This is a genomic window from Ralstonia sp. AU12-08, assembly GCF_000442475.1.
Lineage (GTDB): Bacteria > Pseudomonadota > Gammaproteobacteria > Burkholderiales > Burkholderiaceae > Ralstonia > Ralstonia insidiosa.
The window spans coordinates 14,536-39,162 of the sequence record NZ_ASZV01000050.1 but is presented as its reverse complement, the minus strand read 5'-3'; the positions used below and the strand labels follow the sequence as shown (position 1 = coordinate 39,162).

23 protein-coding genes are annotated in these 24,627 nt (G+C 61.3%); 5 read left to right on the top strand and 18 right to left on the bottom strand.

Annotation, left to right across the window (positions count from 1 at the left end; genetic code table 11):
• Positions 1-170: 170 nt before the first annotated feature.
• Together C404_RS55685 and C404_RS55680 are read left to right on the top strand one after the other, a co-directional pair.
• Positions 171-857, top strand: a complete 687-nt coding sequence (locus C404_RS55685) for a heavy metal response regulator transcription factor (protein ID WP_012435757.1) — start codon at positions 171-173, stop codon at positions 855-857.
• Positions 857-2,254: a heavy metal sensor histidine kinase gene (locus C404_RS55680; protein ID WP_009241690.1), complete on the top strand. Its 1,398-nt coding sequence runs from the start codon at positions 857-859 to the stop codon at positions 2,252-2,254. The genes C404_RS55685 and C404_RS55680 overlap by 1 nt, the downstream gene beginning before the upstream one ends.
• Before the next feature lie 122 nt (positions 2,255-2,376).
• Here the strand turns inward: C404_RS55680 and copC are convergent, their stop codons facing one another.
• The gene (gene copC, locus C404_RS59705) at positions 2,377-2,763 is read right to left on the bottom strand and encodes a copper homeostasis periplasmic binding protein CopC (RefSeq protein WP_009277764.1); all 387 of its coding nucleotides are present in this window, start codon (positions 2,761-2,763) and stop codon (positions 2,377-2,379) included.
• 577 nt (positions 2,764-3,340) lie between these two features.
• On the opposite strand from copC, the gene C404_RS59700 reads away from it, so the two are divergent.
• Entirely contained in the window at positions 3,341-3,667 is a 327-nt protein-coding gene (locus C404_RS59700; protein ID WP_012435756.1) for a four-helix bundle copper-binding protein, read from the top strand.
• Between the two features lie 165 nt (positions 3,668-3,832).
• Here the strand turns inward: C404_RS59700 and C404_RS55675 are convergent, their stop codons facing one another.
• The 11 genes from C404_RS55675 to C404_RS55625 all read right to left on the bottom strand — a co-directional run bounded on the left by C404_RS55675 (position 3,833) and on the right by C404_RS55625 (position 17,261).
• Entirely contained in the window at positions 3,833-5,140 is a 1,308-nt protein-coding gene (locus tag C404_RS55675; RefSeq protein ID WP_004635140.1) for an MFS transporter, read from the bottom strand.
• Positions 5,141-5,147: 7 nt separating this feature from the next.
• Complete coding sequence (locus C404_RS55670) at positions 5,148-7,592, bottom strand: heavy metal translocating P-type ATPase (protein WP_004635142.1); 2,445 nt, start codon at positions 7,590-7,592, stop codon at positions 5,148-5,150.
• A complete protein-coding gene (locus C404_RS55665; RefSeq protein WP_004635145.1) occupies positions 7,589-8,239 on the bottom strand; it encodes a DUF6629 family protein in 651 nt (216 codons plus the stop codon). Before C404_RS55665 ends, C404_RS55670 begins: the two co-directional genes overlap by 4 nt.
• Positions 8,240-8,243: 4 nt before the next feature.
• Positions 8,244-9,587, bottom strand: a complete 1,344-nt coding sequence (locus tag C404_RS55660) for an SAM-dependent methyltransferase (RefSeq protein ID WP_009241691.1) — start codon at positions 9,585-9,587, stop codon at positions 8,244-8,246.
• Between the two features lie 142 nt (positions 9,588-9,729).
• Positions 9,730-10,635: a ribose-phosphate pyrophosphokinase gene (locus tag C404_RS55655; RefSeq protein WP_004635153.1), complete on the bottom strand. Its 906-nt coding sequence runs from the start codon at positions 10,633-10,635 to the stop codon at positions 9,730-9,732.
• Positions 10,632-12,146, bottom strand: a complete 1,515-nt coding sequence (locus C404_RS55650; protein WP_004635154.1) for a thymidine phosphorylase family protein — start codon at positions 12,144-12,146, stop codon at positions 10,632-10,634. The genes C404_RS55655 and C404_RS55650 overlap by 4 nt, the downstream gene beginning before the upstream one ends.
• On the bottom strand, positions 12,143-13,507 hold the full coding sequence (locus C404_RS55645) for an MBL fold metallo-hydrolase (protein WP_004635157.1): 1,365 nt from the start codon (positions 13,505-13,507) through the stop codon (positions 12,143-12,145). The genes C404_RS55650 and C404_RS55645 overlap by 4 nt, the downstream gene beginning before the upstream one ends.
• Positions 13,508-13,523: 16 nt before the next feature.
• Entirely contained in the window at positions 13,524-14,189 is a 666-nt protein-coding gene (locus tag C404_RS55640; protein WP_004635159.1) for a methyltransferase family protein, read from the bottom strand.
• A gap of 23 nt (positions 14,190-14,212) precedes the next feature.
• Positions 14,213-14,527, bottom strand: coding sequence for a DUF2933 domain-containing protein (locus C404_RS55635; protein ID WP_004635160.1), 315 nt, complete (start codon positions 14,525-14,527; stop codon positions 14,213-14,215).
• 73 nt (positions 14,528-14,600) lie between these two features.
• Positions 14,601-14,894, bottom strand: coding sequence for a heavy-metal-associated domain-containing protein (locus C404_RS55630; protein ID WP_004635162.1), 294 nt, complete (start codon positions 14,892-14,894; stop codon positions 14,601-14,603).
• Positions 14,895-15,665: 771 nt separating this feature from the next.
• Positions 15,666-17,261 (bottom strand): oleate hydratase, encoded by a 1,596-nt coding sequence (locus C404_RS55625; RefSeq protein ID WP_004635167.1) that lies wholly within the window; start codon positions 17,259-17,261, stop codon positions 15,666-15,668.
• A gap of 378 nt (positions 17,262-17,639) precedes the next feature.
• Between C404_RS55625 and ftsH the strand changes: the two genes are divergently transcribed.
• Positions 17,640-19,580: an ATP-dependent zinc metalloprotease FtsH gene (gene ftsH, locus C404_RS55620; RefSeq protein ID WP_009241692.1), complete on the top strand. Its 1,941-nt coding sequence runs from the start codon at positions 17,640-17,642 to the stop codon at positions 19,578-19,580.
• Positions 19,581-19,692: 112 nt separating this feature from the next.
• On the opposite strand, the gene C404_RS55615 is transcribed toward ftsH, so the two are convergent.
• Positions 19,693-20,298, bottom strand: a complete 606-nt coding sequence (locus C404_RS55615; RefSeq protein ID WP_009241693.1) for a YqaA family protein — start codon at positions 20,296-20,298, stop codon at positions 19,693-19,695.
• Between the two features lie 76 nt (positions 20,299-20,374).
• A complete protein-coding gene (gene ppk2, locus C404_RS55610; RefSeq protein WP_004635170.1) occupies positions 20,375-21,235 on the bottom strand; it encodes a polyphosphate kinase 2 in 861 nt (286 codons plus the stop codon).
• 348 nt (positions 21,236-21,583) lie between these two features.
• Between ppk2 and C404_RS55605 the strand changes: the two genes are divergently transcribed.
• A complete protein-coding gene (locus tag C404_RS55605; protein ID WP_004635173.1) occupies positions 21,584-21,832 on the top strand; it encodes a hypothetical protein in 249 nt (82 codons plus the stop codon).
• 156 nt (positions 21,833-21,988) lie between these two features.
• Here the strand turns inward: C404_RS55605 and C404_RS55600 are convergent, their stop codons facing one another.
• Genes C404_RS55600 through C404_RS55585 form a run of 4 tightly spaced genes read right to left on the bottom strand, consistent with a single transcriptional unit; the run spans position 21,989 to position 24,518 of the window.
• Positions 21,989-22,465 carry a hypothetical protein gene (locus C404_RS55600; protein WP_009241694.1) on the bottom strand — a complete coding sequence of 159 codons (477 nt, stop codon included), beginning with the start codon at positions 22,463-22,465 and terminating at the stop codon, positions 21,989-21,991.
• Positions 22,466-22,516: 51 nt separating this feature from the next.
• Entirely contained in the window at positions 22,517-23,017 is a 501-nt protein-coding gene (locus tag C404_RS55595) for a TPM domain-containing protein (protein ID WP_004635178.1), read from the bottom strand.
• Positions 23,017-23,898, bottom strand: coding sequence for a TPM domain-containing protein (locus C404_RS55590; RefSeq protein WP_004635180.1), 882 nt, complete (start codon positions 23,896-23,898; stop codon positions 23,017-23,019). Before C404_RS55590 ends, C404_RS55595 begins: the two co-directional genes overlap by 1 nt.
• Positions 23,895-24,518 carry a LemA family protein gene (locus C404_RS55585; RefSeq protein ID WP_004635183.1) on the bottom strand — a complete coding sequence of 208 codons (624 nt, stop codon included), beginning with the start codon at positions 24,516-24,518 and terminating at the stop codon, positions 23,895-23,897. The genes C404_RS55590 and C404_RS55585 overlap by 4 nt, the downstream gene beginning before the upstream one ends.
• Between the last annotated feature and the right edge of the window lie 109 nt (positions 24,519-24,627).

Below are 24,627 nucleotides of genomic sequence, written 5' to 3'. Positions count from 1 at the left end.
ATCGAGATTTCCTTAACAAAATGTCCGACTCTGAAAGGTGGGTGCAGGCTACCCAGCGCCAGGCTACCCCGACCTGACTGAAACATTACAAATCCGTCATCTTGGTGTGATGCCGCCTGCAGCGCGGTACTCTACAGCCCATAAATCATAGGAAGTGATTCAGGCGCGATATGAAACTGTTGGTCGTCGAGGACGAGCCCAAAACCGGAGAGTATCTGCAGCAAGGCCTGACCGAAGCCGGCTTTGTGGTCGATCTGGCACGCAACGGTACTGACGGCCGCCATCTGGCCATGTCGGGCGACTACGACTTGCTGTTGCTGGACGTGATGCTGCCTGACGTGGATGGCTGGCAGATCGTCCAATCGTTGCGCGCTGCGGAACAGGCGGTGCCGGTGTTGTTCTTGACCGCCCGCGACAGCGTGGCCGACCGCGTCAAAGGCCTTGAAATGGGCGCCGACGACTACTTGGTGAAGCCATTCGCGTTTGCTGAGTTGCTAGCCCGGGTCCGCACGCTGCTGCGCCGGGGAACCGGTGCCGTCTCGTCCGACCGAATCCAAGTGGCCGACCTTGTGCTGGATTTGGCTCGCCGTCGTGCCTCACGCGGAGGCCAGAAGATCCCGCTGACGAGCAAGGAGTTCTCCCTGCTGGAGCTGCTGGTCCGCCGCCGTGGCGAGGTCTTGCCTCGCTCCCTGATCGCCTCGCAGGTCTGGGACATGAACTTCGACAGTGATACCAATGTGATCGACGTCGCCATTCGCCGGTTGCGCGCCAAGATCGACGACCACTTCGAGCCGAAGCTGATCCAAACGGTACGCGGCATGGGTTATGTACTGGAAGCGCCCGAGGACGCGGCCTGATGGGGCAGTTCTCCCTGACCACTCGGCTCACCGCGTATTTCTCGCTGTGTTCGGCAGCCGTCTTGCTGGGCCTGGGCGTGGTGATTGCGCTGGCCATGGATCAGCACTTTGCGGTGGAGGACTACACCGCGCTGCGCGAGAACGTCAGCGTCATTGAAAAGATTGTCGAATCGAGTCCCGCCGAACAGGTCCCCGAACGCATCCGCGAGGCAATCCAACATCGCACCGATCTCGTAGCTCGTATCCAGGGTTCGGACGGGCACATGCTGTACGTAACCCAGGATTTCGATTTTCAAGCGGCAACGCAAGCGCTGGCGCAGTTGCGGCATACCAGCGAAACCCTCGTTTGGGCGCAAGGCGGTCAGCAATATCGGGGCATGCACGCGGCCATCCCACTGCGAGATGGATCATCGGGCGAGCTTGATGTCCTGCTGGGGATCAACACGGACATTCACGCCCACTTCCTCCACACCTTCCGCGGGACGCTCGCTTTCTATATCGCCGTCGCAGCGCTGGCCACGGGCCTATTCGGCTGGTGGGCTGCACGCCGAGGCCTGGCGCCTTTGCGCACCATGGCCTCGCGGGCGCGCACGGTGACTGCCGACAAGCTCGATGAACGCATGCCTGTTGATACCGTGCCAGTCGAAGTGGCGGACCTTGCCGCGACCCTGAACGGCATGTTGGAGCGCCTGCAGAACGATTTCCGCCGCTTGTCGGACTTCTCGACCGACATCGCCCATGAACTGCGTACGCCTATCACGAACCTGCTCACGCAGACGGAGGTCGTGCTATCCCAGCCGCGCGAGGGCACGAAGTATCGCGATGTGCTGACCTCCAATGCGGAGGAACTGCAGCGCCTGGCACGCATGGTGTCCGACATGCTGTACCTCGCCAAGATGGAGCACAGCCTGACGCTGCCAAGCGCCGAAGACATCCGCATCGCTGACGAAATCCGCGCGTTGTTCGATTTCTATGACGCGCTTGCAGAAGACAAGGCTGTCCTGCTCGAAACGCGGGGCGATGGACACGTCACAGGAGACCGGCTCATGCTGCGCCGTGCGTTGAGCAACCTGCTCTCCAACGCCATCCGGCACACCCCGCGACATGGCCGCGTGGTCGTCTCGGTCAGTGATGATCGCGACGGCATGACGGTTTCGGTAGACAACGACGGCAGCGAGATCGCGCCGCAGCTGCTGCCATTTATCTTCGAGCGCTTTTTCCGGGCGGACAAATCGCGCGCGCGGCCCGAGTCGGAAAGTGCCGGCCTTGGCTTGGCCATCACCAAAGCGATCGTTGCGGCGCACGGCGGCACCATCACCGTTGCGCGCATTGACGGGCGCACACGGTTCTCTATCCGCCTACCGCGTTGCATCGATGCCGCAATATTGTCTGTATAGTTCTTTGCACACTGCGGCGACTACTGCCAAGCCGGGCTTGGCGGGCATTTTGGGTCGCAAACCGAAACAGCCGCCGGTTTCGCGCGCCACTCCGATGGACTCAAACGATGAGGATCGGCGCTTCATCGTACTCGGAATACGATCCTGCCATTGACAGGATGCCCATCGGATGAGACCGCTTGCCAGTCAACGCGATAGGAACCAGCCATGAGAGGTTGAGTCGGCTGAATAACGACCGTCTTGGCGTCTCCGCCACGCGATACTTCAGCCGGAATCTTCATCGGCCCGTGAAGCGCCCGGCCCGGCAGCCACGCCATAACTAGATTACCTCCCGAAGGCGGGAATACAAGTTCCTCTGAAAATCTCAATTCGATTCGCTTTGGGGCGGCCACTTCAGAATTGTTCGCTGGTCTCGATGAAACCAGCTTTGGATGGCCGAGAGCGATCTCGCTCAGAATCGCGAACAGGACGGTGACTGAGCCTCGCAATGCGCGGCGACTTGCGGACATGGCGCACCTCCGTTTCTTGGGAATGTGCATTTAGCTTAAGTCGTTGCACACGGAGCCTGTTGATGCAGGTCAGACCACCCACGAGCAACTAGCGTGCGATGAGATGGTAATCGGTGTCCCAAAACAGCACGATATGGCAATGCGTACCGAAGTTGTTGGTGCGCGCGGTAGCGCCCGCTGGGTGATGTCACGACGCATAGAGGTGTACGGGTTCGGCACCGGCTCGACACCGTCCACCAGAGGCTAGTTCTAGACCACTTTGCTGTGGCGCTGCTACGTTGGTGATTTGCTGCCCAATGCGATCCGGCACACCCCCGCGACATGGCCTTGTGGTCGTCGTGGCGCACGCGCGTCTCCACGTGCCGACCGCATTCCGCCGAGAGCGCGAACACTTCGGTTCACCATGGGCCACTGGCGGAAAGCGCACATGACCGCCACATGGCGGTCCGATTACGGTTCGGACAGATCTGGCCATTTGCGACTCAACGTGCCCCGCCTCTTTGGCACAAGGCGCCGTCCTTGCTTTCTCGTGGGTGCGCATGCCATGTCGGTACGCCAACCACCCAGGAGAACGACGATGTCTCACCAAACCTATCAAGAATGTCTCGACGCCTGTAACGCGTGTCAGGTCACATGCTTGCACTGTGCTGTGGCTTGCCTCAACGAGCCAAGCCCGGCGGAACTTGCCGACTGTATTCGCCTGGATCTCGATTGCGCGGAGTTGTGCCAGACTGCCGTTGGTTATATGGCACGCGGCAGCAGCCAAGCCAAAGCCGTTTGCGTATTATGCGCAACCATCTGTCAGAAATGCGGCGCAGAGTGCGCGAAGCATGCACACGACCACTGTCAAACTTGCGCACGTGCGTGTGAGGAATGCGCGCAAGCCTGTCGAGCTATGCAATAACGGCTTTGAACCCCAGTTCAATTGGAAGGAGCAAATGGCGCTGATAGGTCACATCCGCCGTCACGTGTTACACCATCCACGAATTGCCGGTTCGGTGCGCTGCCATTGGAAAGCGGCCTCAAAAGCACAATGCGCGCACATAGCACGAGGAATTTTCATTGTTGTTCATGCGCCCCGCCCTTCCCTCGTCTGCCTTTCTCCTTCTGCTTGAAAGCTGCGCTGCTCTGGCTGACGTTCAGCCTGCCGCGCCGCGCCCCACCAACGCAGTGCAGCCACACTACCAAGCAGCAACACAGCCGCCGCTGCCCAAAATGGAGCGAACGTATTCCATCCAAACAGGGTACCGGCACTCACCGAACCTAGTGCCTGCCCCAGGTTGCCTGCGGCTGCCTGCCTTGCCAACAGCGACCCAGCGAAACTACGGTCACCTTCCAGCAACTCATAAGACAGCACCGGTCCAATCATGCCGACGCCGGTAGCCACCACGGCGATTAGCAGCCCAAGCGCGGCGGCATCGGGCACCAGTGCGGCAAAGCCCAGTGCCACCGCTGAGCCGGCAAATGCGCCGGCAACCCAGCGATGGTCGATATGCTTGCGCACTGCCGGAAGCAGCAGCAAAGCCTGCGCGGCGAGCATCGCCAGGCTGCACGTGACAAACATCACCGCAATCATCGAGTTGGGTAGGCGCAGTGTCTGGCCACCAAACAGGCTGAAGCCGACTTCGAAGGTACCTGCGGCAAAGGACGCCAGCAGGGCTAACAGCATCGATACAGCAACGAAGCGCTTGCGCTGCCGGGTCATCTGCACCGAGCCGCTGTCGAGCAAGATCGGCTTGGTCGTGCTCAGGCAGCGGCGAACCGCCAACAGAAGTGGCAGTCCGACCGATGCGACCACCAACGCGGGCCAGTTGACCATACTGGGCATCTGGCCTGCAGGCATGCCCATCAGCGGCCCGGCAAGCCAACTACCGAACGCGGGGCCCGCGAGAAAGCCAACGAACGATGCACTACCGATCAGCACAAAGCGCCGACTCCTGTCCTCGGTATTGCTGATGTCGGTCACATAGGCCTGGGCACCGGGCACGATAGCCGCTGCCCCCGCCCCGGCGATCAATCGACCGCCATAGATCGCCATGAGACTGGGTATTAGCGCGACCATCGCGGTTCCCAGCACAAACATAGCGAAGCCGGTAGTCAGCGCCGCCGCCCGCCCACGATGATCCGACTGGCGGCCCCACCACGGCGCAAAGATGAACAGCGCGAGCGTGTAGATTCCTCCCAGCATGCCAACGTGCCACGCCAGCGTTTGCCGCGTCGCACCAGGCAGGTACTGCGCCAGATACAACTGCAGCAACGGCAGCCCGACTCCATAGCCGAGAGAGACAACAAATACCAGAGCAAGCAGCACGACCAACGCTGGCCTGACGGCCCGCGCATCGAGGGGTGCGGGAGTGGCGGACGATTGATTAAGCATGATGCCTTCAGCCCGCGCCGTGAGCGGCCACCGGAGCGGTCACGCCGTTGTGGACCGTCGCCGCGCTTGCGCGTCGGATTCCAGTCAGCCGGGTTCGCTTGAGCATTAGCGCGTTAATCGCCACTAGCGCAGAGCTGCCCGACATGGTAATCGCCGCCACCTCGGGGCTGATCGTGAATGGGTAGAGTACGCCGGCCGCCAACGGGAACGCCACTACGTTATAGGCGACCGCCCACCACAGGTTCTGATGCATCTTTCGCAAGGTCGCGCGGGACAGTTCAATCGCACCGACCACATCCAGCGGATCGCTTTTCATCAGGACCACATCGGCACTCTCCATCGCGACATCGGTGCCCGCACCGATCGCGAAGCCCACGTCGGCTTGCGTCAGCGCCGGAGCATCATTGACGCCATCGCCCACCATGCCGACCTTCTTGCCCTGCCCCTGCAGTTCCTTGACCTTTGCGGCCTTGTCGCCCGGCAGCACGTCGGCCAGCACGATGTCGATGCCCAATTCCTTCGCAATGCGCTCAGCGGTCGAACGGTTGTCACCGGTTAGCATTGCGACCTGCACCCCGCGGCCATGCAGTGCCTTGATCGTCTCGGCCGAAGACGGCCTCACTGCGTCGGCGATCGCGATCAAACCGATCAGGCGACCGCCGTGTGCGACGTGCACCACGGTGCGGCCTTGGCCCTGCAGACGGTCGGCATCTGCCTTGAGCGCGCCAAGGTCAACGCCATTGGCCTCCATCAACCGCCGATTACCGAGCAGGGCCAGCCGACCGGCCACCACCGCCTGCGTGCCCTGCCCATCGATGTTGGTGAAATCCGTCACCGCTTCGGAGGCCAGTGCGCCGGCACGCTTGAGGATCGCGACCGCAAGCGGGTGTTCGGAGAGCTTTTCGACCGAGCCTGAAACGCGCAGCAGGTCGTCTGGCGTTACGTCCCGGGCCACCGCTATATCGACCACTTCCGGCTCGCCAAGCGTCAGGGTGCCGGTCTTGTCGAAGATCACCACATTTAGCCGTGTCGCGTCCTCCAGCGCCGCAGCATTCTTGAACAAGATGCCGTTCATCGCGCCCAGGCCGGTACCCACCATCACCGCCATCGGCGTCGCCAACCCCAGTGCATCTGGGCAGGCAATCACAAACACCGTGATCGTGAGTGTCAGTGCCAGCAGTACCGGCTGCCCGAGCACGAAGTACCAGACAGCGAAAGTGGCCACACCGATCAGGAAGGCGATCACGACCAGCCATTGTGAGGCCTGGTCGGCCAGCAACTGCGCTGGCGCTTTGGAATTCTGCGCCTCCTGCACCAGTTTGACGATCTGCGCCAACGCGGTGTCGGCACCCACCTTGGTCGCACGATAACGGAAGCTGCCGCTCTTGTTGATCGTCGCGCCAATCACCTTGTCGCCCACCATCTTCTTCACCGGCATCGACTCGCCGGTGAGCATCGATTCGTCCACCTGAGAACCGCCCTCGAGCACCTCGCCGTCAACCGGAATCTTGTCGCCAGGACGCACCAGGACGATGTCGTCGAGCAGCACTTCGGCGGTCGCCACAGTCACTTCCTTGCCGGCGCGCAAGACAGTGGCCTTTGGCGGGGCCAAATCCATCAGCGCGCGGATGGCTTCCGACGCTCCTGCGCGCGCGCGCATCTCCAGCCAGTGGCCCAGCAGAATGAACACCAGCAACACCGACACAGCCTCATAGAACTGCGCACCGCCGAAAATGAAGGTGCTGCCGACACTGAAGACGTAGCCGGTGCCGACGCTCAGCACCACCAACACCGCCATGTTGAGCACGCCATTGCGCAACGCACGCGCGGCGGCGACGAAGAACGGCCACGCGGGGTAGATCACCGCAGCGGTGGCGAGCAGGAACAGCCACAGCCCCAAATCCAAGCCGAACGGTGGCTTCAGCTTGATGAAATCCATGCCCATCGGGGCATACAGGAAGATCGGCACCGTAAACGCCAGGCAGACCCAGAAACGGTTGCGCATGTCGCGCGCCATCCCCTTGGCATCCATACCGGGGCCATGGCCCATCTCGTGGGCCATTGCATCCATGCCACCGTGAGCCATCGCGGCGTGGTCGTGCGCGACGGGCGCCTCCGCTGTGGCCGGCCCACCAGCGGCATGTACGTGCCGCTCAGGATGCTCGTGCTGAATATGGCCGTGCGCGTGTGCCGGCGCCACAGCATGCTCCATCGGCCCGCACATGTGCCGGGGCAACATTTCGCCCGCACAGTGGTACCCGCAGTCCTGGATTGCCGCCCGGATGCGTTCCGGATCAATGCGCCCCTGGTCGTACGTCACCGTGGCCGATCCGGCCACCGCGTTGACCGAGACATGCTCAATGCCCGGCATCTGCGCTAGGTGCTTTTCGACGCCGCGCGCTGCCAGCGGCGATAGTAGCCCTGCCACCTCGAATGTGTTGGTTGTGCTCATGAGGGAATCCGTTGTTGGGGAATCGAACGCAGTGCGATGAAGTGCAGTGCGACAGCGCCACTCAGCAGCGCGGCGAAGAAGCACCACACCGAAATGAACCAATGGGCATAGAAAACGTAGGCGGTGAACGAAGCGGCCAGCGTGAGCGCCCCGAACACCTTGACCCAAACATGGCTGGAGAGCAACAGGCTCACCGTCGTGGAAAGCAGGTACAGCGTCATCGACGCGACAATGTAGAAATGCGGGGACTGGTAGTCCACATGGCCTGCCATCGGGCGCGCCTGAATCGGGTTGACCACCAGGCTGTACAACAGGTATGCACCCACAGCCAGACCCATAACCACAAAGGCCAACAACCCTCGGCGGCGCGGACCCCGGGGCTCTAGCAGCCATGCCGCTAAGGGGACGTACACCGGCCACAGTACGTGGGAGAAAAATGAGTACACCTGCGTAGCAACAAAGTTAAGCCAAGCGGGGCCACCAAAACTGAGCCAGACCACCCCCTCGACAAGCTGCTGGATCGCAAACAGCAATGGGATGGCGGCATAAGGGCGCTCCGCCGGGCAGCGCGCCATACGCAGCGTCACGGTGCCGATTGCCAGCAGTAGCGTGCCGGAGCCAAAGCTGGCCGTCGCGGAAAAGCACATAGCGCTAGTTCCCCCAATCCCAATGCGGTCGACTGCGGTACAGATCACGCCGTGTCATCGGCACAGGCCATTTACCCGGGTGGCGATTGGACGCCAGGATTTGATAGATGCCGGAGCCACCGGCCTCGAACTCCAACGCGCAGGCCGCCATGTACAGGCGCCAGACGCGATAGGCGGCTTCTCCAACTTCAGCGATCGCCGCATCGCGCTGAGCCTCCAGGCGATGCACCCAGTGCCGTAAGGTCATCGCGTAGTGCGGGCGCAGTCCCTCGACGTCATGGATCTCAAAGCCCGCGCGCTCCATGCCGAGTTGGATGTTGCTGATGCAATCAAGCTCGCCGTCGGGAAATACATAGCGATTGATGAACTCGGTGGCAGCTGTCTTGTTCCACCCTTCCTCGTCGTGCGTGATGCCGTGGTTCAAGAATAGGCCGCCCGGCTTGAGCATCCGACGCACCACCGCATAGTAGGCCGGCAGGTTGCGCAGGCCGACGTGCTCGAACATCCCGATGCTGGAAACCTTGTCGTAGACACCCTCGCCTTCCAGATCACGGTAATCGCGCAACTCCACCGTGACGCGATCCTGTAACCCTTCGATCCGAATGCGCTCGCGGGCGTATTCGAGCTGTCGCTCGCTTAGGGTGATGCCGTGGGCGTGCACACCGTGCTCGCGCGCGGCCCAACATACGAGCGCCCCCCAGCCGCAGCCGATATCCAGCAGCCGTTCGCCGGGCCGCAGGCGCAGCTTGCGGCAAACGTGCTCAAGCTTGTTGCGCTGCGCCGTGTCCAGCGAATCGGAGGGCTGCTCGAAGTAGGCGCAGGAGTACACCCGCTCCTCGTCCAGCCACAACCCATAGAACTTGTTGGACACGTCATAGTGGAACGAGATCGCGGCGCGATCGCTGTGGCGCGAATGCCGGTGCGCGAAGCGCCGGGCGACCCGGGATGCGAAGCCCGCATCCGGTTTGATCTCACCCAGGTCCGGAGCGGGCAGCATTAACGCGTCCTTTAACAGCGCGAGCTTGTCGCGCCACGACAACTGGATCGACTCGAAATGGTTCTTCAACCGGAGCGCGCCGTACAGGTCTCCCTCGATGTCGAGCACGCCCCGAAAGTACGCGTCAGCCAATAAAAGGGGACTGCGCGCCACCACCAACTGACGCAACAGGCTGGGGTCCCGCACCACCAACGTGAAATCGACCGCCGTATCGTGCCCGTGCAGCGTGTCGTTCCACAGCCGCAGTGCGGGCGGCTTCTCCATCCCAGCGAGCAACCGACGCAGGATGCGTAGCGCCGGCTCGGTGTCGGTCGAAGGAACGCTGCCAATAAATGCCTTGGTGCTGTTCATCTCTTGCCCTCCCGTTGGGTTGATGGCTCGTCGCGGTCCTCTCCGCCAATTGACACGATGAAGCGCCAACCCGACATCGGAATCGCGGCTTTGCAAAATCCGGCCAGATCTATCTCGAAGTGAACGTGCGGAGTCTTGGCACTCATGTGGCACCCCCGGGGTCTTGCATGAGTTCACGAACCGCGGACGCTAGGTCCGGGGCAACGGAGATTCCATTGGTGGGATGGACAACCGTGTCGCAGCTCACCACCAGCCCGGCCCCAGTGGACTCCAAATCCTGAACCGCGTTGCCTGAAAACACCGCGTGAATCGCGATGCACACAGGCGCGGCCAAGCCCGCGCGCCGCAGATGACCAATGGTCTCGGCCATCGTGCGACCGGTGGAGACAATGTCATCGACCAGCACCGGCGTGTGGTCGCGCCAGCGCTCCACATCCGGCACCGAAACCTCGACATCCCGGTCACCTTTGCGGACCTTGTGCAGCACCACCATGGGCGCGTCCGCCCTGCTTGCGACATCGGCCACCCATTGGTTGCTCTCCTCGTCAGGGCCCACAAGCGCCGGGCGTGTCACATGGGCGCGCAGCCATGCCGCCACAGCCGGCGCCGCGTGGACGTGACGCGTTGGGATTACATAGACCTGCGACAACTTGGTGATGCGGTGCAAGTGGGGATCGACTGTTGCCAGCCAATCAAATCCACGCGACAACCAGGCTGCAAAATGCCGTGCACTCACCGTCTCACCCGGCTGGAAGCAACTATCCTGTCGCATGTAGGCGAGGTAAGGTGCGACCAGACCAACGTCGGTCGCACCGTTCTCCCGGGCGGCCGCCGCCAACAGCAGCAACGGAATCAGCTTGTCGTCCGGCCGGTCTAGCGTGCAGACGATGGCGACCCGCCGCCCCTCCACGGCAGACTCCACCCGCACATACGACTCTCCATCCGGAAAGCGCCGCACCGTCGTAGTCCCGCGCTCTGCGCCCAACGCCGAAGCCAGCTTCTCTGCCATCGCTTCATTGCCCGGCATGGCAAAAATCAGTGGCGTCATCTCGAATCTCCCACATCGATCAGCGGGTGAGCCTCCAGGTAGTCGAACGCGTAGTCCAACTCGCCGAGCGCTTCGGCATGCACGGTGAACAGCGGCATACCTCGCTCGACGCGATCCCCCAGCTTGACATGCAGTTCGAGCCCGGCAGCGGGTGCCTTCGGTGCCCCGGCGAGCTTGGCCACGCGAGCCAACCGCCGGCTGTCGATCTCACGTACCATCCCGTCACGTTCGGCCAGCACAGGCTCGCGTAGCCGCGCCCGCTGCGGCTCGCGTAAGCCCCCTTGCGCTTTGCAGATCGCCTGGAATTTGGCCCACGCGGCGCCGCTATCAAGCAACCGCTGAGCGACCAAGACGCCAGTACCCGGCTCGCTGTGACCGCAAAATTCCAACAGTTGTCCAGCCAATGCGACAGCGCGCACGCTCAGATCCTCGGGCGCGCGCTCGGCACGCTGAAGGACTGCCAGCACGTCGTGCGCCTCCAGTGAGGGACCAATGCCACGGCCCACCGGCTGCGTCCCGTCCGTACGCACTACCTGCAAGTGCAAATCAAAGGCCTGCGCTACCTGCTCCAGCATTTGCTTCAGGCACTCGTAGTCTGCGTCACTGCGCACCTTGGCGGTCGGCCCGACCGGCACATCGATCACGGAGTGGGTAGCGCCGGCAGCGATCTTCTTCGACAGCACAGATGCCACGAGCTGCGCGTCGCTGTCGAGGTCCAGCGGGCGCTCGACGCGGATCAACATGTCGTCGGCCGGGCTGAGCGCCAGCGAGCCTCCCCAGACAAAGCAGCCGCCCTCGCGTTGGACAACGCGGCGCATCTGCTCCAAATCGAGCGCCACCGGCGTCATCGTTTCGATCACGTCGGCGGTGCCAGCCGGCGAGGTAATGGCCCTTGACGACGTCTTCGGCATCGTGAGCCCGGCCGCGGTGATGATCGACACGACAATCGGCGTCGTGCGGTTTCCCGGCAATCCACCCACACAGTGCTTGTCCGCGATCGGTGCATGCCCCCAGTCGAGCCGCTTGCCCGCGGCCAGCATCGCTCGCGTCAGATCGATCGTCTCCTGCAAATCCATCCGCCCGCCGGCGCAGGCGCTTAGAAAAGCGGCGATATGTGTCCCAGGGTAGCTGCCAGCGGCGACGTCACTAATGATCGAGTCCAGAGCCGACGCGTCGAGCCTGTGGCCGTAGATCTTCGCCCGCACCTGGCTCATTGAGTCCAGCGTCGGGGCATGCGAGATCGTGATCCGGTCGCCCGGCGCGGGCGCCAGCGCTCGCCACGCGCTGTTCGAAAGCGCCGCCTCCCCCAACTCCAGCAAGGTCGGATCGACAACGTTCAGCGTGGCGATGATCGAGCGTCCGTTCAGGCTAATCAGTACTCGCGTCTGCGCCTCGAAACCCTCGGAGCGGCAAACATGGCAGTCTCGATGCATGTAGACGACATATTCCTGCTGCGTCTCGATGCCCATCCGACGCACGGCAAGACTTGCCCTGTGGCGAGGGTTCCTCATACATCGAACTCCACGTGCTGTCCCAACAACGGAACGCTGGCGGACCACCCAAGTTCCCGCTCGATGCGCTGGCGCATCGCATCAGCCGGCCCCGGCTCGCCATGGGTGACGAACACCGAGCGCGGCGCCGCTGGCGCACTGCCCAGCCACTCGATCAATTGGCTTGCATCGGCATGCGCCGACATGCCCTGCAGTGAAATCACTTCGGCACGCACGGCGACGTCCTCACCGTGAATGCGCAGGCTTCGCTCACCAGCCTGCAGCCGCGCGCCGCGTGTCCCCCCAGCCTGATAACCGGCCAGGATGATGGTGTTGCGCCGGTCCGGCGCCAGATGCTTCAGATGGTGCAGCACGCGGCCGCCGGTGGCCATGCCGCTGGCCGAGATGATCACAGCCGGGAGGGCCAGCCCAGCCAGCGCCCGCGATTCCTCCGGGGTCCTGATCATGCGCGCAGCTTTGTACATCCCGAGGCAATCTTCGAGCGACAGCTTATGTTCGGCGTGATGGCGGTGATAGATCTCGGTTGCATCTATTGCCATCGGGCTGTCGAGAAAAACAGGCAGGTCTGGAATCGCGCCCTGTTGCTTCAGCTTGTGGATCAAATGCAGCAGCAACTGTGCACGCCCCACCGCAAACGCCGGAATCACGACCATGCCGCCACGGTGTGCTGTGCGAGCAATCGCCTCACCGAGCACGGCCTGCGCATTGGGTACCGGTTCGTGTAGCCGGTCCCCATAAGTCGATTCGACAACGATGTAGTCTGCCTTGGGAGCCGGCGCAGGCGCACGCATCACCGGGTCGTCGGGGCGGCCAACGTCTCCGGAGAACAGCACTGTCGTCTGCCCCGCTGTCAGTTCGGCCGAGGCCGCGCCGAGAATATGCCCAGCCGGGCGCAAGGTCACCGTAACGTCGGGGACGACGTCCACACACTGGTCGAAAGGCAATCGGTGCAACTGTTCCATTGCGCGACGTGCGTCGTCCTCCGTGTACAGCGGCAAAGCCGTGGCGTGCTTGGAGGTGTGATGCCGGTTCGCATAGGCGGCGTCCTCCTCCTGGATTCTCCCGCTGTCGGGCAACAGCAGACCGCATAGTTCGATTGTCGAGGGCGTCGCCAGAATCCGGCCCCGGAAGCCCTGTTTCACGAGCAACGGTAACGCACCGGCATGGTCCAGATGGGAGTGTGTCAGCACCACCGCATCGATGTCGGCGGCGCTGAACGGCAACGGCTCCCAGTTCAGCAATCGCAACTGCTTGTAGCCCTGGAACAACCCGCAATCAACCAGCAGGCGCTGCCCCTGATGCTCCACCAAATACTTTGAGCCGGTCACTGTGCCGGCCGCACCGTGAAAACTGAGCTTCATCGCCTCCCCCTTTTTGTCATGCGTGGTGGTGGCGATCCGCTTGCTTGTCGCCAAAATTCGGGATGAACCGCGGGGTGTGCGACGCATAGTGCGCCCACTCCTCCCCAAATTCGCGCTCCGCCCACTTCTCTTCCGTAATGGCCAAACGCACGTACATGACCACCAGCACTGGGAACATCAGCAGTGTCAGGATGGTCGGCCACTGCAGTAGAAAACCGAACATGATCAAAACGAAGCCCACATACTGCGGATGCCGGATACGGGAGTAGGCGCCGGTGGTCGCCAGCGTATGGCTCCGCTGGTTGTGGTAAAGCACCGCCCAAGCGGCCGACAATAGCCAAAAGCCACCGCCGATGAAGATAGCGCTCAGCAGATGGAACGGCCCGAAATGCGGATTGGCGCGCCAGCCGAACATCACCTCCAGCAGGTGGCCAGCGTCATGCGACATGAAATTCACGCCGGGGAACTTCGCGCTCAGCCAACCCGACAGGAGGTAGATCGTCAGCGGGAAGCCGTACATCTCGGTGAATAGCGCCACCAGGAACGCAGAGAACGCGCCAAACGAACGCCAGTCGCGCGGGCTTTGTGGCTTGGCGAAGCTGAACGCGAAGATGATGAAAACGAGGGAATTGATGATTACCAGCGACCATAAGCCATAGGCGGGAGGTGTCGATTGGTCCATGATGGCGCTCCTCTGAGAAGAACTTAGTGGTGGTGATGCTGAGCGCCCTGAACGGGCGGTTGTTCGCTGGCCGTCGACCCCGATGGGCGGCTACTTCCGGAATCGGAACCGCGCGGCTGGTCCTCGTGACCTGCGTGCCCTCCATGGCCACCGTGCCCGTGGAAGAGGTGCAGCAGCGGACAAGCCAGCAGTAGAAGAAACGGCAACCAGCCGAACAGATGTGCCCGGTGCTCGGTGAACAGGAAGAACAGGGCAATCAACGCAAACGCAATGAAGATGGCCCCTGAACCGATGCGGCCCGACTGGCGGTGCCTGGAGAGAGATCGAAGCGACGACATGAGAACTCCTTCGCAAGGTCAAGGTTAGGGACGCCGATCGGTGCACTGCCCGGCCGCCCCTCCTAGCGGTCTATCAGTGGCAGCATCCACCGCTCTTGTGAGCAGTGCCGGTTGGGACGTCACCATGGTGGGCATGCTCCGTCTTCGCTCCGGCGCCAGTGCTAAGCGACTCGGCTTCGTAACCGGCTGCTGCCAGCGCGGCCAGCATTGCGGGCGCGGCCTGGGCGTTACCGCTGACGCGCGCGATACCGCGCGCCAGATCCACGTCGACGGCATCCACACCAGGCACTCGCTGCAGTGCATGAGTAACCGACGAGACGCAAGAGCCGCAGCTCATGCCCTTGATCTTCAGTTCGATAGTGTCCATGGAAGAAATCCTTTTAGGAGGTGACGTTGAAAATCTCACTGCGACTGCGTTCAACACAGCGCCAGACACTTTCCGGCAGTAGAGAAAGAACGCAATCGAGACGCTCGGGGCGAATGCCGACCAAGGCCGCTTTTGTTCAGTGCATTGACGATGGAACGGCGTGTTGCAACGCACCTTTGGCGGTGTCCGCACTGGATGCGCGTCAAGGCGATACGTAAGACAAAGCCGCGCACTGCCAAACAGCGACAGAGCGCTATAGCGTCAACCGGAGGAAGACGATTGGTATAGACGCGAACTTGTCCGCTGGCCGGGGATTGGACTGACGGTGCACACTGCAGCGGTCCACCTCCGGCGTGGATGCCATGCTCATCGGTAATGGCACGGCCACCGGAATGAGAGGCTTGTCATGATCCGACAGCACACGGGGAATGCTGGTTGAGGACTTTTCGCAGAAGCTGTGGCAGGCAATCTTGCCGCTATCGTCACAGCCATCATCGTCGGCATCCGCATGGTGTCCATGACTGTGGGCTGACACGTGGCCAGATGCCGGCGCTGCGGCCTTACCTGCATCCGCGACAGCGCACGCGTTTGCGATGCCGACGGCCAGACCCAACAGCCACACCAGTAGCATTTGAGCTGCCCAGCGGCGTAGATGTCGGGAGTGGAAGAACATGATTTCTGCCCAAAGAGAGGAACGGTCACACAGAGTCAGCCTAGGCGCGGATGTCCAACCTCCGGTTGATACAAATCAACCGTAAACCGTCCGACGGTTCAACTCAACAACGTCTTCAGGCCCGCAAACGCAGCGCCTGGGTCAGCAATCCCGTGGTAAATGGCCGGGATCTCGTTCTTCAAGCCCAGCAGCCCATAAACCGCGTGCATCGCGCCGCGAACCGAATATTCGACGGTGAACACTACGTCCTGAGGGATCTCAACATACTGCCCAAGCAGCGCGAAGTTCTTCGCTCCGTGCGGGATCACTGGCGGCCGATCCGAAGGCTCGCGGCGCTCAAATTCGCTGGTGATGTACGGCATCATCACCGGGATCACAGTGGTGGTACGACAGACCTCGTCAAGAATGTCCTCGCAATGCAAATGGTGCAGCAGCTCGGTGAGGATTTCCTGGCCGGTTGCCTGGGCCATCGTCTTGTCGATGTAATCGCCCTTGTTGTCCACGAAGAGCCCGTAGCCCCACAGGGTGTACATGTCTTTCGGCTGTCCGGCGAAGTGCGGCGCGTGAGGCACGACGATCGACATCAGCCAACTCGAATCCTTGAACGTCATCAGACCGCCGGTGCCTGGCGCATTGCCGGTAAAGGTCTCAATCCGGTGCACAAGCGCCGGGCTGCGCATCGTCAAGGTGAACGACTCCCACTTGCTTTCGTCGACGTTGCCACAGAACGCATTCGGCCGCCCGAGCCCAGGTTCCTTACGGGCCATGGTCTCCCACAGAGTCCAGGCGCCATCGCGTTTGTCGCGCACCAGTTCCGGTGCATGGTGGTCGTCCCCATAAGACGCGTCGGCGGTCATCGAGCCGATGGTGATGAGCACCAGATCCTCTTGCCGCACGTCATAGGCCATCGGCTGTCCGCCGCGCACCACGCGCAGCAGTCCAATTCGCCGGCCGTCACCGGTTTCAACAAAGTCGACATCCTCCACCTTTGTGCCATATTCGAACACCACACCCTGCTGTTTCAGCCATTGCTCCATCGGCCGCACGATCGCGTCATACTGGTTCAGCGGCGTGCGCCGTACGCCGGCCAACGTGTGGATACGCGGGAACTCCTGCAAGAAGCGCAACATATAGCGTTTGAGTTCGATCGCGCTGTGCCAGTTCTGGAAGGCGAAGGTCGTACGCCACATGGCCCAGAAGTTGGTCTCGAAGAAGTGCGGCGAGAAACAGTCCTCAATGCGAAGCGTATGCAGCAGCCCTTCTGGCGTGGCCAGCAATCGCATGATCTCCAACCGGTCATGGAGGTTGAAACCCAGATCGGCAGCGTCGAGGATACGGCGTTGCCCGTCGATCAGCCGGGCGTGTGAATCCGAGCGCCATTCGGCGTTGAAGGCCCAGGCCTGCTGCTTGACACTGATTTTCGGATCATCCAGCGACGGAATGCTGTCGAGCACGTTCCACAGACAGACATAAGTCTCTTCGGTGAACATGCGACCGCCCCGAGTTACATAGCCTTTGTGCGGATCACCGGAGCCATCGAGCGCACCACCGGCCACCTGCTGTTCCTCCAAGATGTGGATGTTCTCCCCCTTGAAGCCTGCGTCGCGAATCAGCAGCACGGCAGCCGACAATGACGCAATGCCGCTGCCAACCAGGTATGCGCTACGGTGCTCGTTCTTCGTTACCTCAGCCATGGAATCCTCTGATTCTGTGTGGATGCTCAATGAGCAACGCGACTTGGGAATACTTTAGGTGGGTATGCGATCGATACTTTGCGCCAGCGCAAGTTGCTGTTGAGTCTCATGCCGCCGTAATGGATTTGTCATGTTTGCTTTCCGCGACACATCCCCTATCGGCTGGGCACAACCATGGAGAAGCCACGGCGCTTGCGCCCGCGCGCGCGGCCCCAATGTCGCGGGTTGATGAAGGTCAACCTCGGCGATTTCCAAGCGTCAATACTGGGAACGCATACCAATGCGCGGTTGTCCGGCGCCTACCCAGGCCGCCCACCAACCTTCCCAGCATTGGAGACCAGACTCACTTTCAATAAGGTCGACTTGGAGAAGAATCCCATGGAACCGCGACAGCAACAGTTCTCCCTCTGGTACGTGCTCGTGACCATACTGGCCATGCTTGCAATCCAGACGCTCTTCGTGTCGGGGCATGTCGAGACGATCCCATACAGCGATTTCAAGGTCCTACTGAAGGCTGGCAAGCTCAAGGACGTGGCTATTGGTGAGCAGGCTATCAGCGGAACCTTCTCGACAGAAGGTATCGACAATCTCCTTGCCAAGCAGCAGATCGAGGAAATCCGCCGAGAGGCAAAGGGCGACCACGCCTTCTCCACGCTTCGAGTGGCCGATCCTGAGCTGGTGCAGGAGCTCGAAGCGGCAAAGGTGCGCTTCGTCGGGCAGCCCGACAACAAATGGCTGAGCACGATCCTCTCGTGGGTTGTGCCGGCCGTCATCTTTTTCGGTATCTGGAGCTTTCTCATCAAGCGCGTGGGCGGCGCCGCCGGCAGCATGATGGAAATTGGCAAGAGCAAGGCAAAGGTCTACATGCAAAAGGAGACCGGCGTGACTTTTGCCGACGTGGCTGGAATCGACGAAGCCAAGGAGGAGCTGTCGGAGATTGTTAGCTTCCTGAAAGATCCTCAGCGGTACCAGCGCCTGGGCGGAAAAATTCCCAAGGGCGTGCTGCTGGTTGGGGCCCCGGGCACTGGCAAGACCTTATTGGCAAAGGCCGTGGCAGGCGAAGCCGGCGTGCCATTCTTCAGCATGAGCGGCTCCGACTTCGTCGAGATGTTCGTTGGTGTGGGTGCAGCACGGGTCCGCGATCTCTTTAAGCAAGCCGAAACCAAAGCCCCCTGCATCATCTTCATTGATGAGCTTGACGCACTCGGAAAGACGCGAGCACTGAATGCGGTCGGCGGCAACGAGGAGCGCGAACAAACACTGAACCAGCTTCTGGTCGAGATGGACGGTTTTGATAGCAACAAAGGCGTCATCATCATGGCCGCCACAAACCGACCCGAGATACTGGACCCCGCCCTGCTTCGCCCCGGTCGCTTTGACCGCCACGTCGCACTGGACCGGCCTGACCTCAAGGGACGGGAGCAGATTCTCAAAGTTCACGTCAAGGGCGTTGTCCTCGCTCCTGAGGTCGACCTGACTAAACTCGCCGGACGGACCCCGGGGTTCGCAGGTGCCGATCTTGCCAACTTGGTTAACGAAGCCGCGCTCCTTGCCGCGCGCAAGAGCAAGCAAATGGTCGAGATGGCAGATTTCGACGAGGCGCTTGACCGGATCGTCGGCGGCCTGGAAAAAAAGAACCGCGTGATGAATCCGAAGGAGAAGGAAACTATCGCATTCCACGAGGCAGGACATGCCATCGTCGCGGAGCATCGGCCGCTGGCTGACCGTGTCTCCAAAGTTTCCATCATTCCGCGGGGCGTTGCGGCGTTGGGTTACACGCAACAGACCCCAACCGAGGACCGCTACCTGCTCAAGCGCAGCGAACTGCTTGACCGGCTCGATGTCTTGCTCGGTGGCCGTATTGCGGAACAGCTCATTTTCGGCGACGTATCCACGGGCGCACAGAACGACCTGCAGCGCGCAACCGACATGGCTCGGCAGATGATTACCCAGTTTGGCATGAGCGACCAGCTGGGCCTGGCCACGTACGAGAATATGCCGAACCCGCTCTTTGCTGGGACGGGGCTAATGCAGCGCGAACGCAATGAATACAGCGAGAGCACCGCACAGATGATTGATGCTGAAGTCCGTAAGCTATTGGCAGAAGCAAGTCATCGCGTACAAGCGACGCTGGAAGGACAGCGGACCAAGCTCGATGCTCTGGCCCAATTACTTCTCGAGAAGGAAGTGGTTGACCGCCAAGACCTGGACATGTTTTTGTCAGCGAAGGTGACGCCAATGCCTCCGCCCAAGCCCGTCGCGAATATCGAGGAGTCAACTGCAACGGGGAAACCGGACCAAAAAACGCAAGGCACATAGAGCGAAGATTGATGCCATGGCATGCCAAGAACGCAACCACGCCAAAGCGCGGCCGGCTGCCGGCAATCAATGCGTTCACCACGTGAGACAGGCGCCCCGATGGTGTATTGAGCTACCGACGCCCTCCCCGCGTGGGGGTTGTGCCACCGTCAGCCTTCGTGCCGTTGCCGAGCACTGCCCGCAACGTATCGACATGGCGCCGGCCGTGGCGCACAAGCCGATCCGGAAATCGCGAGGCGAGCCAGGCGTAAACATGGTATTTCGCCAACTTGCCGAGCCACAGTGCGGCGATGACCTCTGCGACCGGAAGTCGCGAGATCGCCGCAAACATGAGAGCGGGGGTGAGAGGCACCGGTAATGCGGCAATGACCGAAAGCGATACGACGCCGTAGTGTTCGAGCCAGTGGGTCGCATCACGCCACGCGGTGGATCGCACCACGTCCGGGTAGGCAGCGAACAACCGGTTCCACCCCAGGTGATGAAAGACGAGGTACAGCACGAGAGCGCCAACAGCGGCCCCCAGGCTGGCCAAAGTCGCGATGGACACCCAGCGGCGCGGCGCCAACAGGACTGCGGCCATCAGCAGGCTGGCAAATGGAACCGACATCGACAGTTCCGCCGCCAGTGCTGCCCCGGCAACCACCAGTGGGAACGCGCGCGAGTCGGCCCGCCGGGTTAGGGCACGGAGCAGACCGGACTGCAGGCTCAGGCGTAGCATTGCTCAGTTGCCTTCATCGCTCACGCAGACGACCTTCAAGCGTCTCCTCCTTATCGATTGCGTCTGCTGGATAGCATCAGGATGCGAGACGTTTCGCATCGAGGCACTCCTTCGAAAATTCGAACACGACCTCAGGATCGGGAGCGACCAGCTTGTTCTTCTTGCCCGCGTAGTGCAGCCGCGACAGGATGTGACGAATCAAGTTGAGCCTGGCCGTGCGCTTGTCGTCGGCGAGCACGATGTGCCATGGCGCGGCAGCCGTGTGCGTATGCATCAGCATGGCGTTGCGTGCCGTCGTATAGGCATCCCAATGCTTCAACGCCACGGCGTCGACCGGGCTCGTCTTCCACTGCTTGAGCGGATCGCGGCGCCGCTCGGCAAGTCGGCGAGCTTGCTCGGCTTTGCTGATGTCGAGGTAGTACTTAAGCAGCTTGATACCGGAATTGACGAGCATTTCCTCGAAGTGGGGCACGGAGTACATGAACTCGTCATACTGCTCAGCAGTGCAGAAGCCCATCACGCTCTCAACGCCTGCCCGGTTGTACCAGCTGCGGTTGAAGAGGACAAACTCTTCGGCGAGAGGAAGATGGGGCACGTAGCGCTGGAAATACCAGCCGGTGCGCTCGCGATCTGACGGCTTACCCAGCGCTACCACCCTCGTCTCGCGGGGGCTGAGAAATTCGATAATGCGTTTGATGCTGCCGTCTTTGCCTGCCGCATCCCGCCCCTCCAGCAGGACAAGGATGCGGTCACCACACCCGATGAAATGCCGTTGAAGCTTGACCAATTCAATTTGCAGCAGGTGCAGTTGCGCCTCGTAGTCCTCGCGACCCTGGACTCCTTTGGCAGCATCGACTCGCGCCTGGCTGGACGATAAGCCAGTTACGTGTTCGGCGTCCGATGAAGTGGTCTTTTTCTTCGACTTGCCTTTTGCCATATGCGCACCTCCGGCGTTGGCTATGGAAACGGGAGTAACGCTCCAGAGCGTCATCAGCCGTATGGCGGTTTCGTTGTTACGAAACGCTCAAATGGGCAGACAACCACATTTTGAACCTACGAACGGGTGAACAAGCTTAAGCACCTGCCAATTTTGCGCGGTTGATGTGAGTCAAGCGCCCTCCGATGTATGGTCGAATTCAGGAGGACATGGATCAGCGCGACTATTGCGCGATCCTTTGCCCGAATGACGCTCTCGTAATGTGGTCGTCATCGCTCGGTCAGGGGCGGATTCTTATAGTGGCTCCCATAGCAAGTCCTTTGAGTCCAACCACTTCAGGAGAATGCAATGAACCACACCAAGAAGACCGTCTTGATCGCAGCCGCGCTGATTTCTCTCGGCGCGAACATTTCCAGCGCAGCAACCTCCAGCAACGGGGCCCTCGCTCAGCGCGACGTCTACACCGACGGGGCGCGGGCTGCTGACGCGCGCGATCCGTACACTGATGGCGCCAAGGCTGGAAAGTTTGAGATCTACTCGGACGGCGCATGGACGGGCGACACGCGCTATCCGGCCACCGGTGGCTCGTCGAGTTGAGGCATTACGAAATGTCTACGCGATCATGGCCCTCAACCTGAGTTGACAGGTCTTGGTCGCTGCTGACCTTTTCGACGTCCAATCATCGTCTTACAGGCTTGGCGAATCCGCCGAGATGCATTGGTCGGCACAGTATCGGCCATGCTCCATCCGGTATCAAGGTTCACTTCCGCCGATGTGCGGAGGCGAGACCGAAATCCGATATTCGATGTCATTCGTTCGGTCAACAAGTTTCACCAGTACGCGGAAATACACGCGCCCACTCAGCACCGAGGTGAACACCTGGCCGTAGGAAACCTGGCCGTTGATAACCATGGGCGTCAGATACTTCGGCGGCGAATCAACGATCCCGACTTCCTTGAGTTGCGCACGCACCACGGCATCTGTGATACGGGAGCCGTCGGCACGAAACAACGCCACTAGCAAGTGGTGAGGGCGGCCGCCTCCCGGTGAAGGTGCGCCATGCGACTCCTCCAAGTCGAGCCTTTCCGAGGCGATGGCGGCGGGAATCAACCCCCAGTAGAGGACGACGCCCTCACGTTCGAGCCGCGCTTGCGCGAGCGTTTCCACCGACGGCAGCGCCAAGACACAAATCACCGCAGCGTAGGGAACAAATGAGCGCAGAGACAACATATTCACCTCCTACCGCGACTTCGCAAATATCAAACAGAGATTTCTGCGTCTTCACAGGATGACCGGCTTGCCGGGCAACCTCTGCTCGCGCCGGTCGCGCGCCGGGAAATGCTGCGTCAGGCGCAGCGTGATGGATCGTATCCCGTCGATCACACCGCGCTCATATTCGGCGCGCCGACACGCGGCTTCCATCTGGCTGCAGATCGCCTGCCATCCTTGAGCACCAACCCGCGCGTGAATGCCACGGTCGGCAACGATCTCGACACTGCGGTCCGCCAGCAATAGATAAATCAGGACGCCGTTGTTCTGCTCTGTGTCCCACACACGCAGTTGCGAAAAGACTTCAAGAGCCCGTTCCCGCGCCGTCACCCCCTTCCATAGCGCAGAGAAGCTCAACGCGCCTTCCACGGCAAAGCACAGATGCCCGACATGGGACGACTCGCTTTGAGCGATCGCTTGCCCGATGGCCCGCATCGCCTTGCGCGGGAACGCTCGCCTGACGCGCCAGTGCGTCGTCAGTAGATGGGAAAGAATTCGCTTGATGTTTTCCATCACCATTTTCCCGAGGCACCACCACCACCGAAACCACCGCCGCCTCCACCGAAACCGCCGCTGCCACCGCCGAAACCGCCGCTGCCACCGCCGAATCCCCCGCGGCCCGAGCGTGAGCCTGTAGACCAAGAGCCTCCGTGCCCAACCATGCCCGGACCCAATAGCGTATAGATGAGCGCGATCACTCCCGCCGTAAACGCGACAAAAATGGCGCCCGAAAGCAACCAAGCGACTAGGGCGACGGCGCCGCCCGCTGCAACCGCCCCCGGAAAACGGCCAAGGAAGTCTCGCAGCGCGCCGCCAAACACCAACGTCAACACCAGAATGACAGGCATATAGGACCGAACGGATACGCCTCCGTCGCGCGTCGACCGTGAGGGGGGCGGCAGTGCTTCACCCTCAATCACGGCTTGCATACTCTGAACACCGTCTTTCACGCCGCCATAAAAATCGCCAGTCTTGAACCGCGGCGAGATGACTTCGCTAATGATGCGCTTGCTTGTCGCATCGGTTAGGACACCTTCCAACCCGTACCCGACTTCAATGCGAAGTGTGCGGTCGTCTTTAGCGATGATCAGCAGTGCGCCGTCGTCGACGCGCTTTCGCCCCAACTTCCATTGCTCGACCACGCGCAGCGAATACTGTTCGATGGCTTCGGGCAGTGTGCTGGGCACGATCAGTACAGCGATCTGCACGCCCTTTTTGTTTTCGAAGGCTTGCAGCGTCTGTTCTAGCTCTGCTAGTTGCCCAGGCGTGAGTGTGCCGGTCTGGTCAGTCACCCGCGCCGTCAAGGGTGGCACGGCAACTTCGGCAACCGCCCCAAAAGAGACGAGCGCAGCCGCTGCCACAAGCAAGCCACGCGCGATTTTGAGGAGGTTCACTTGGAGCTCCCCGGCGCACTGGCGGACGGCGAACCGAATTCCACCTGGGGCGGCTTGGCAATGGCCGTCTCGTTGGCAACGGTGAAATTGGGCTTCTCCTGATAGCCGAAGGCCTTCGCGGTCAGATTCGATGGAAATGAGCGCACGGTCACGTTGTAGCTCTGTACCGATTGGATGTACCGATTTCGTGCAATGGTGATCCGGTTCTCGGTCCCCTCAAGCTGTGCTTGCAGATCGCGAAACCCAGCATCTGCCTTCAACTGCGGGTAGTTCTCCGACACGGCAAGGAGTCGGGACAGCGATCCGGTCAACTGCTGCTGCGCCGACTGGAATCGGGCAAACGCCTGCGGATCATTGAGCAACGCAGGCGAGGCTTGGATGGCGCCGACACGCGCGCGAGCCTCAGTCACCTCCGTCAACACCTCTTTCTCATGACTTGCGTAACCCTTGACCGTGTTGACCAGGTTCGGTACCAGGTCGGCGCGCCGCTGGTATTGGTTCACGACTTCAGACCAGCCTGCCTTGACCTGTTCATCCTGCGCTTGAATGGTGTTATAGCCGCACCCCGAGAGGCTGATTGCCAAAATTACCGCAACAACGACTGACCATGCTGCTCGCATCAGACACCTCCATTTTCGAGATTCTTAGCCCCGGAGGCATGGGAACACCGCGCATGGGCCAACCATGCCGTTCCTGCCACACAAGAGCCCATGCCGCTCCGGGTGTCCT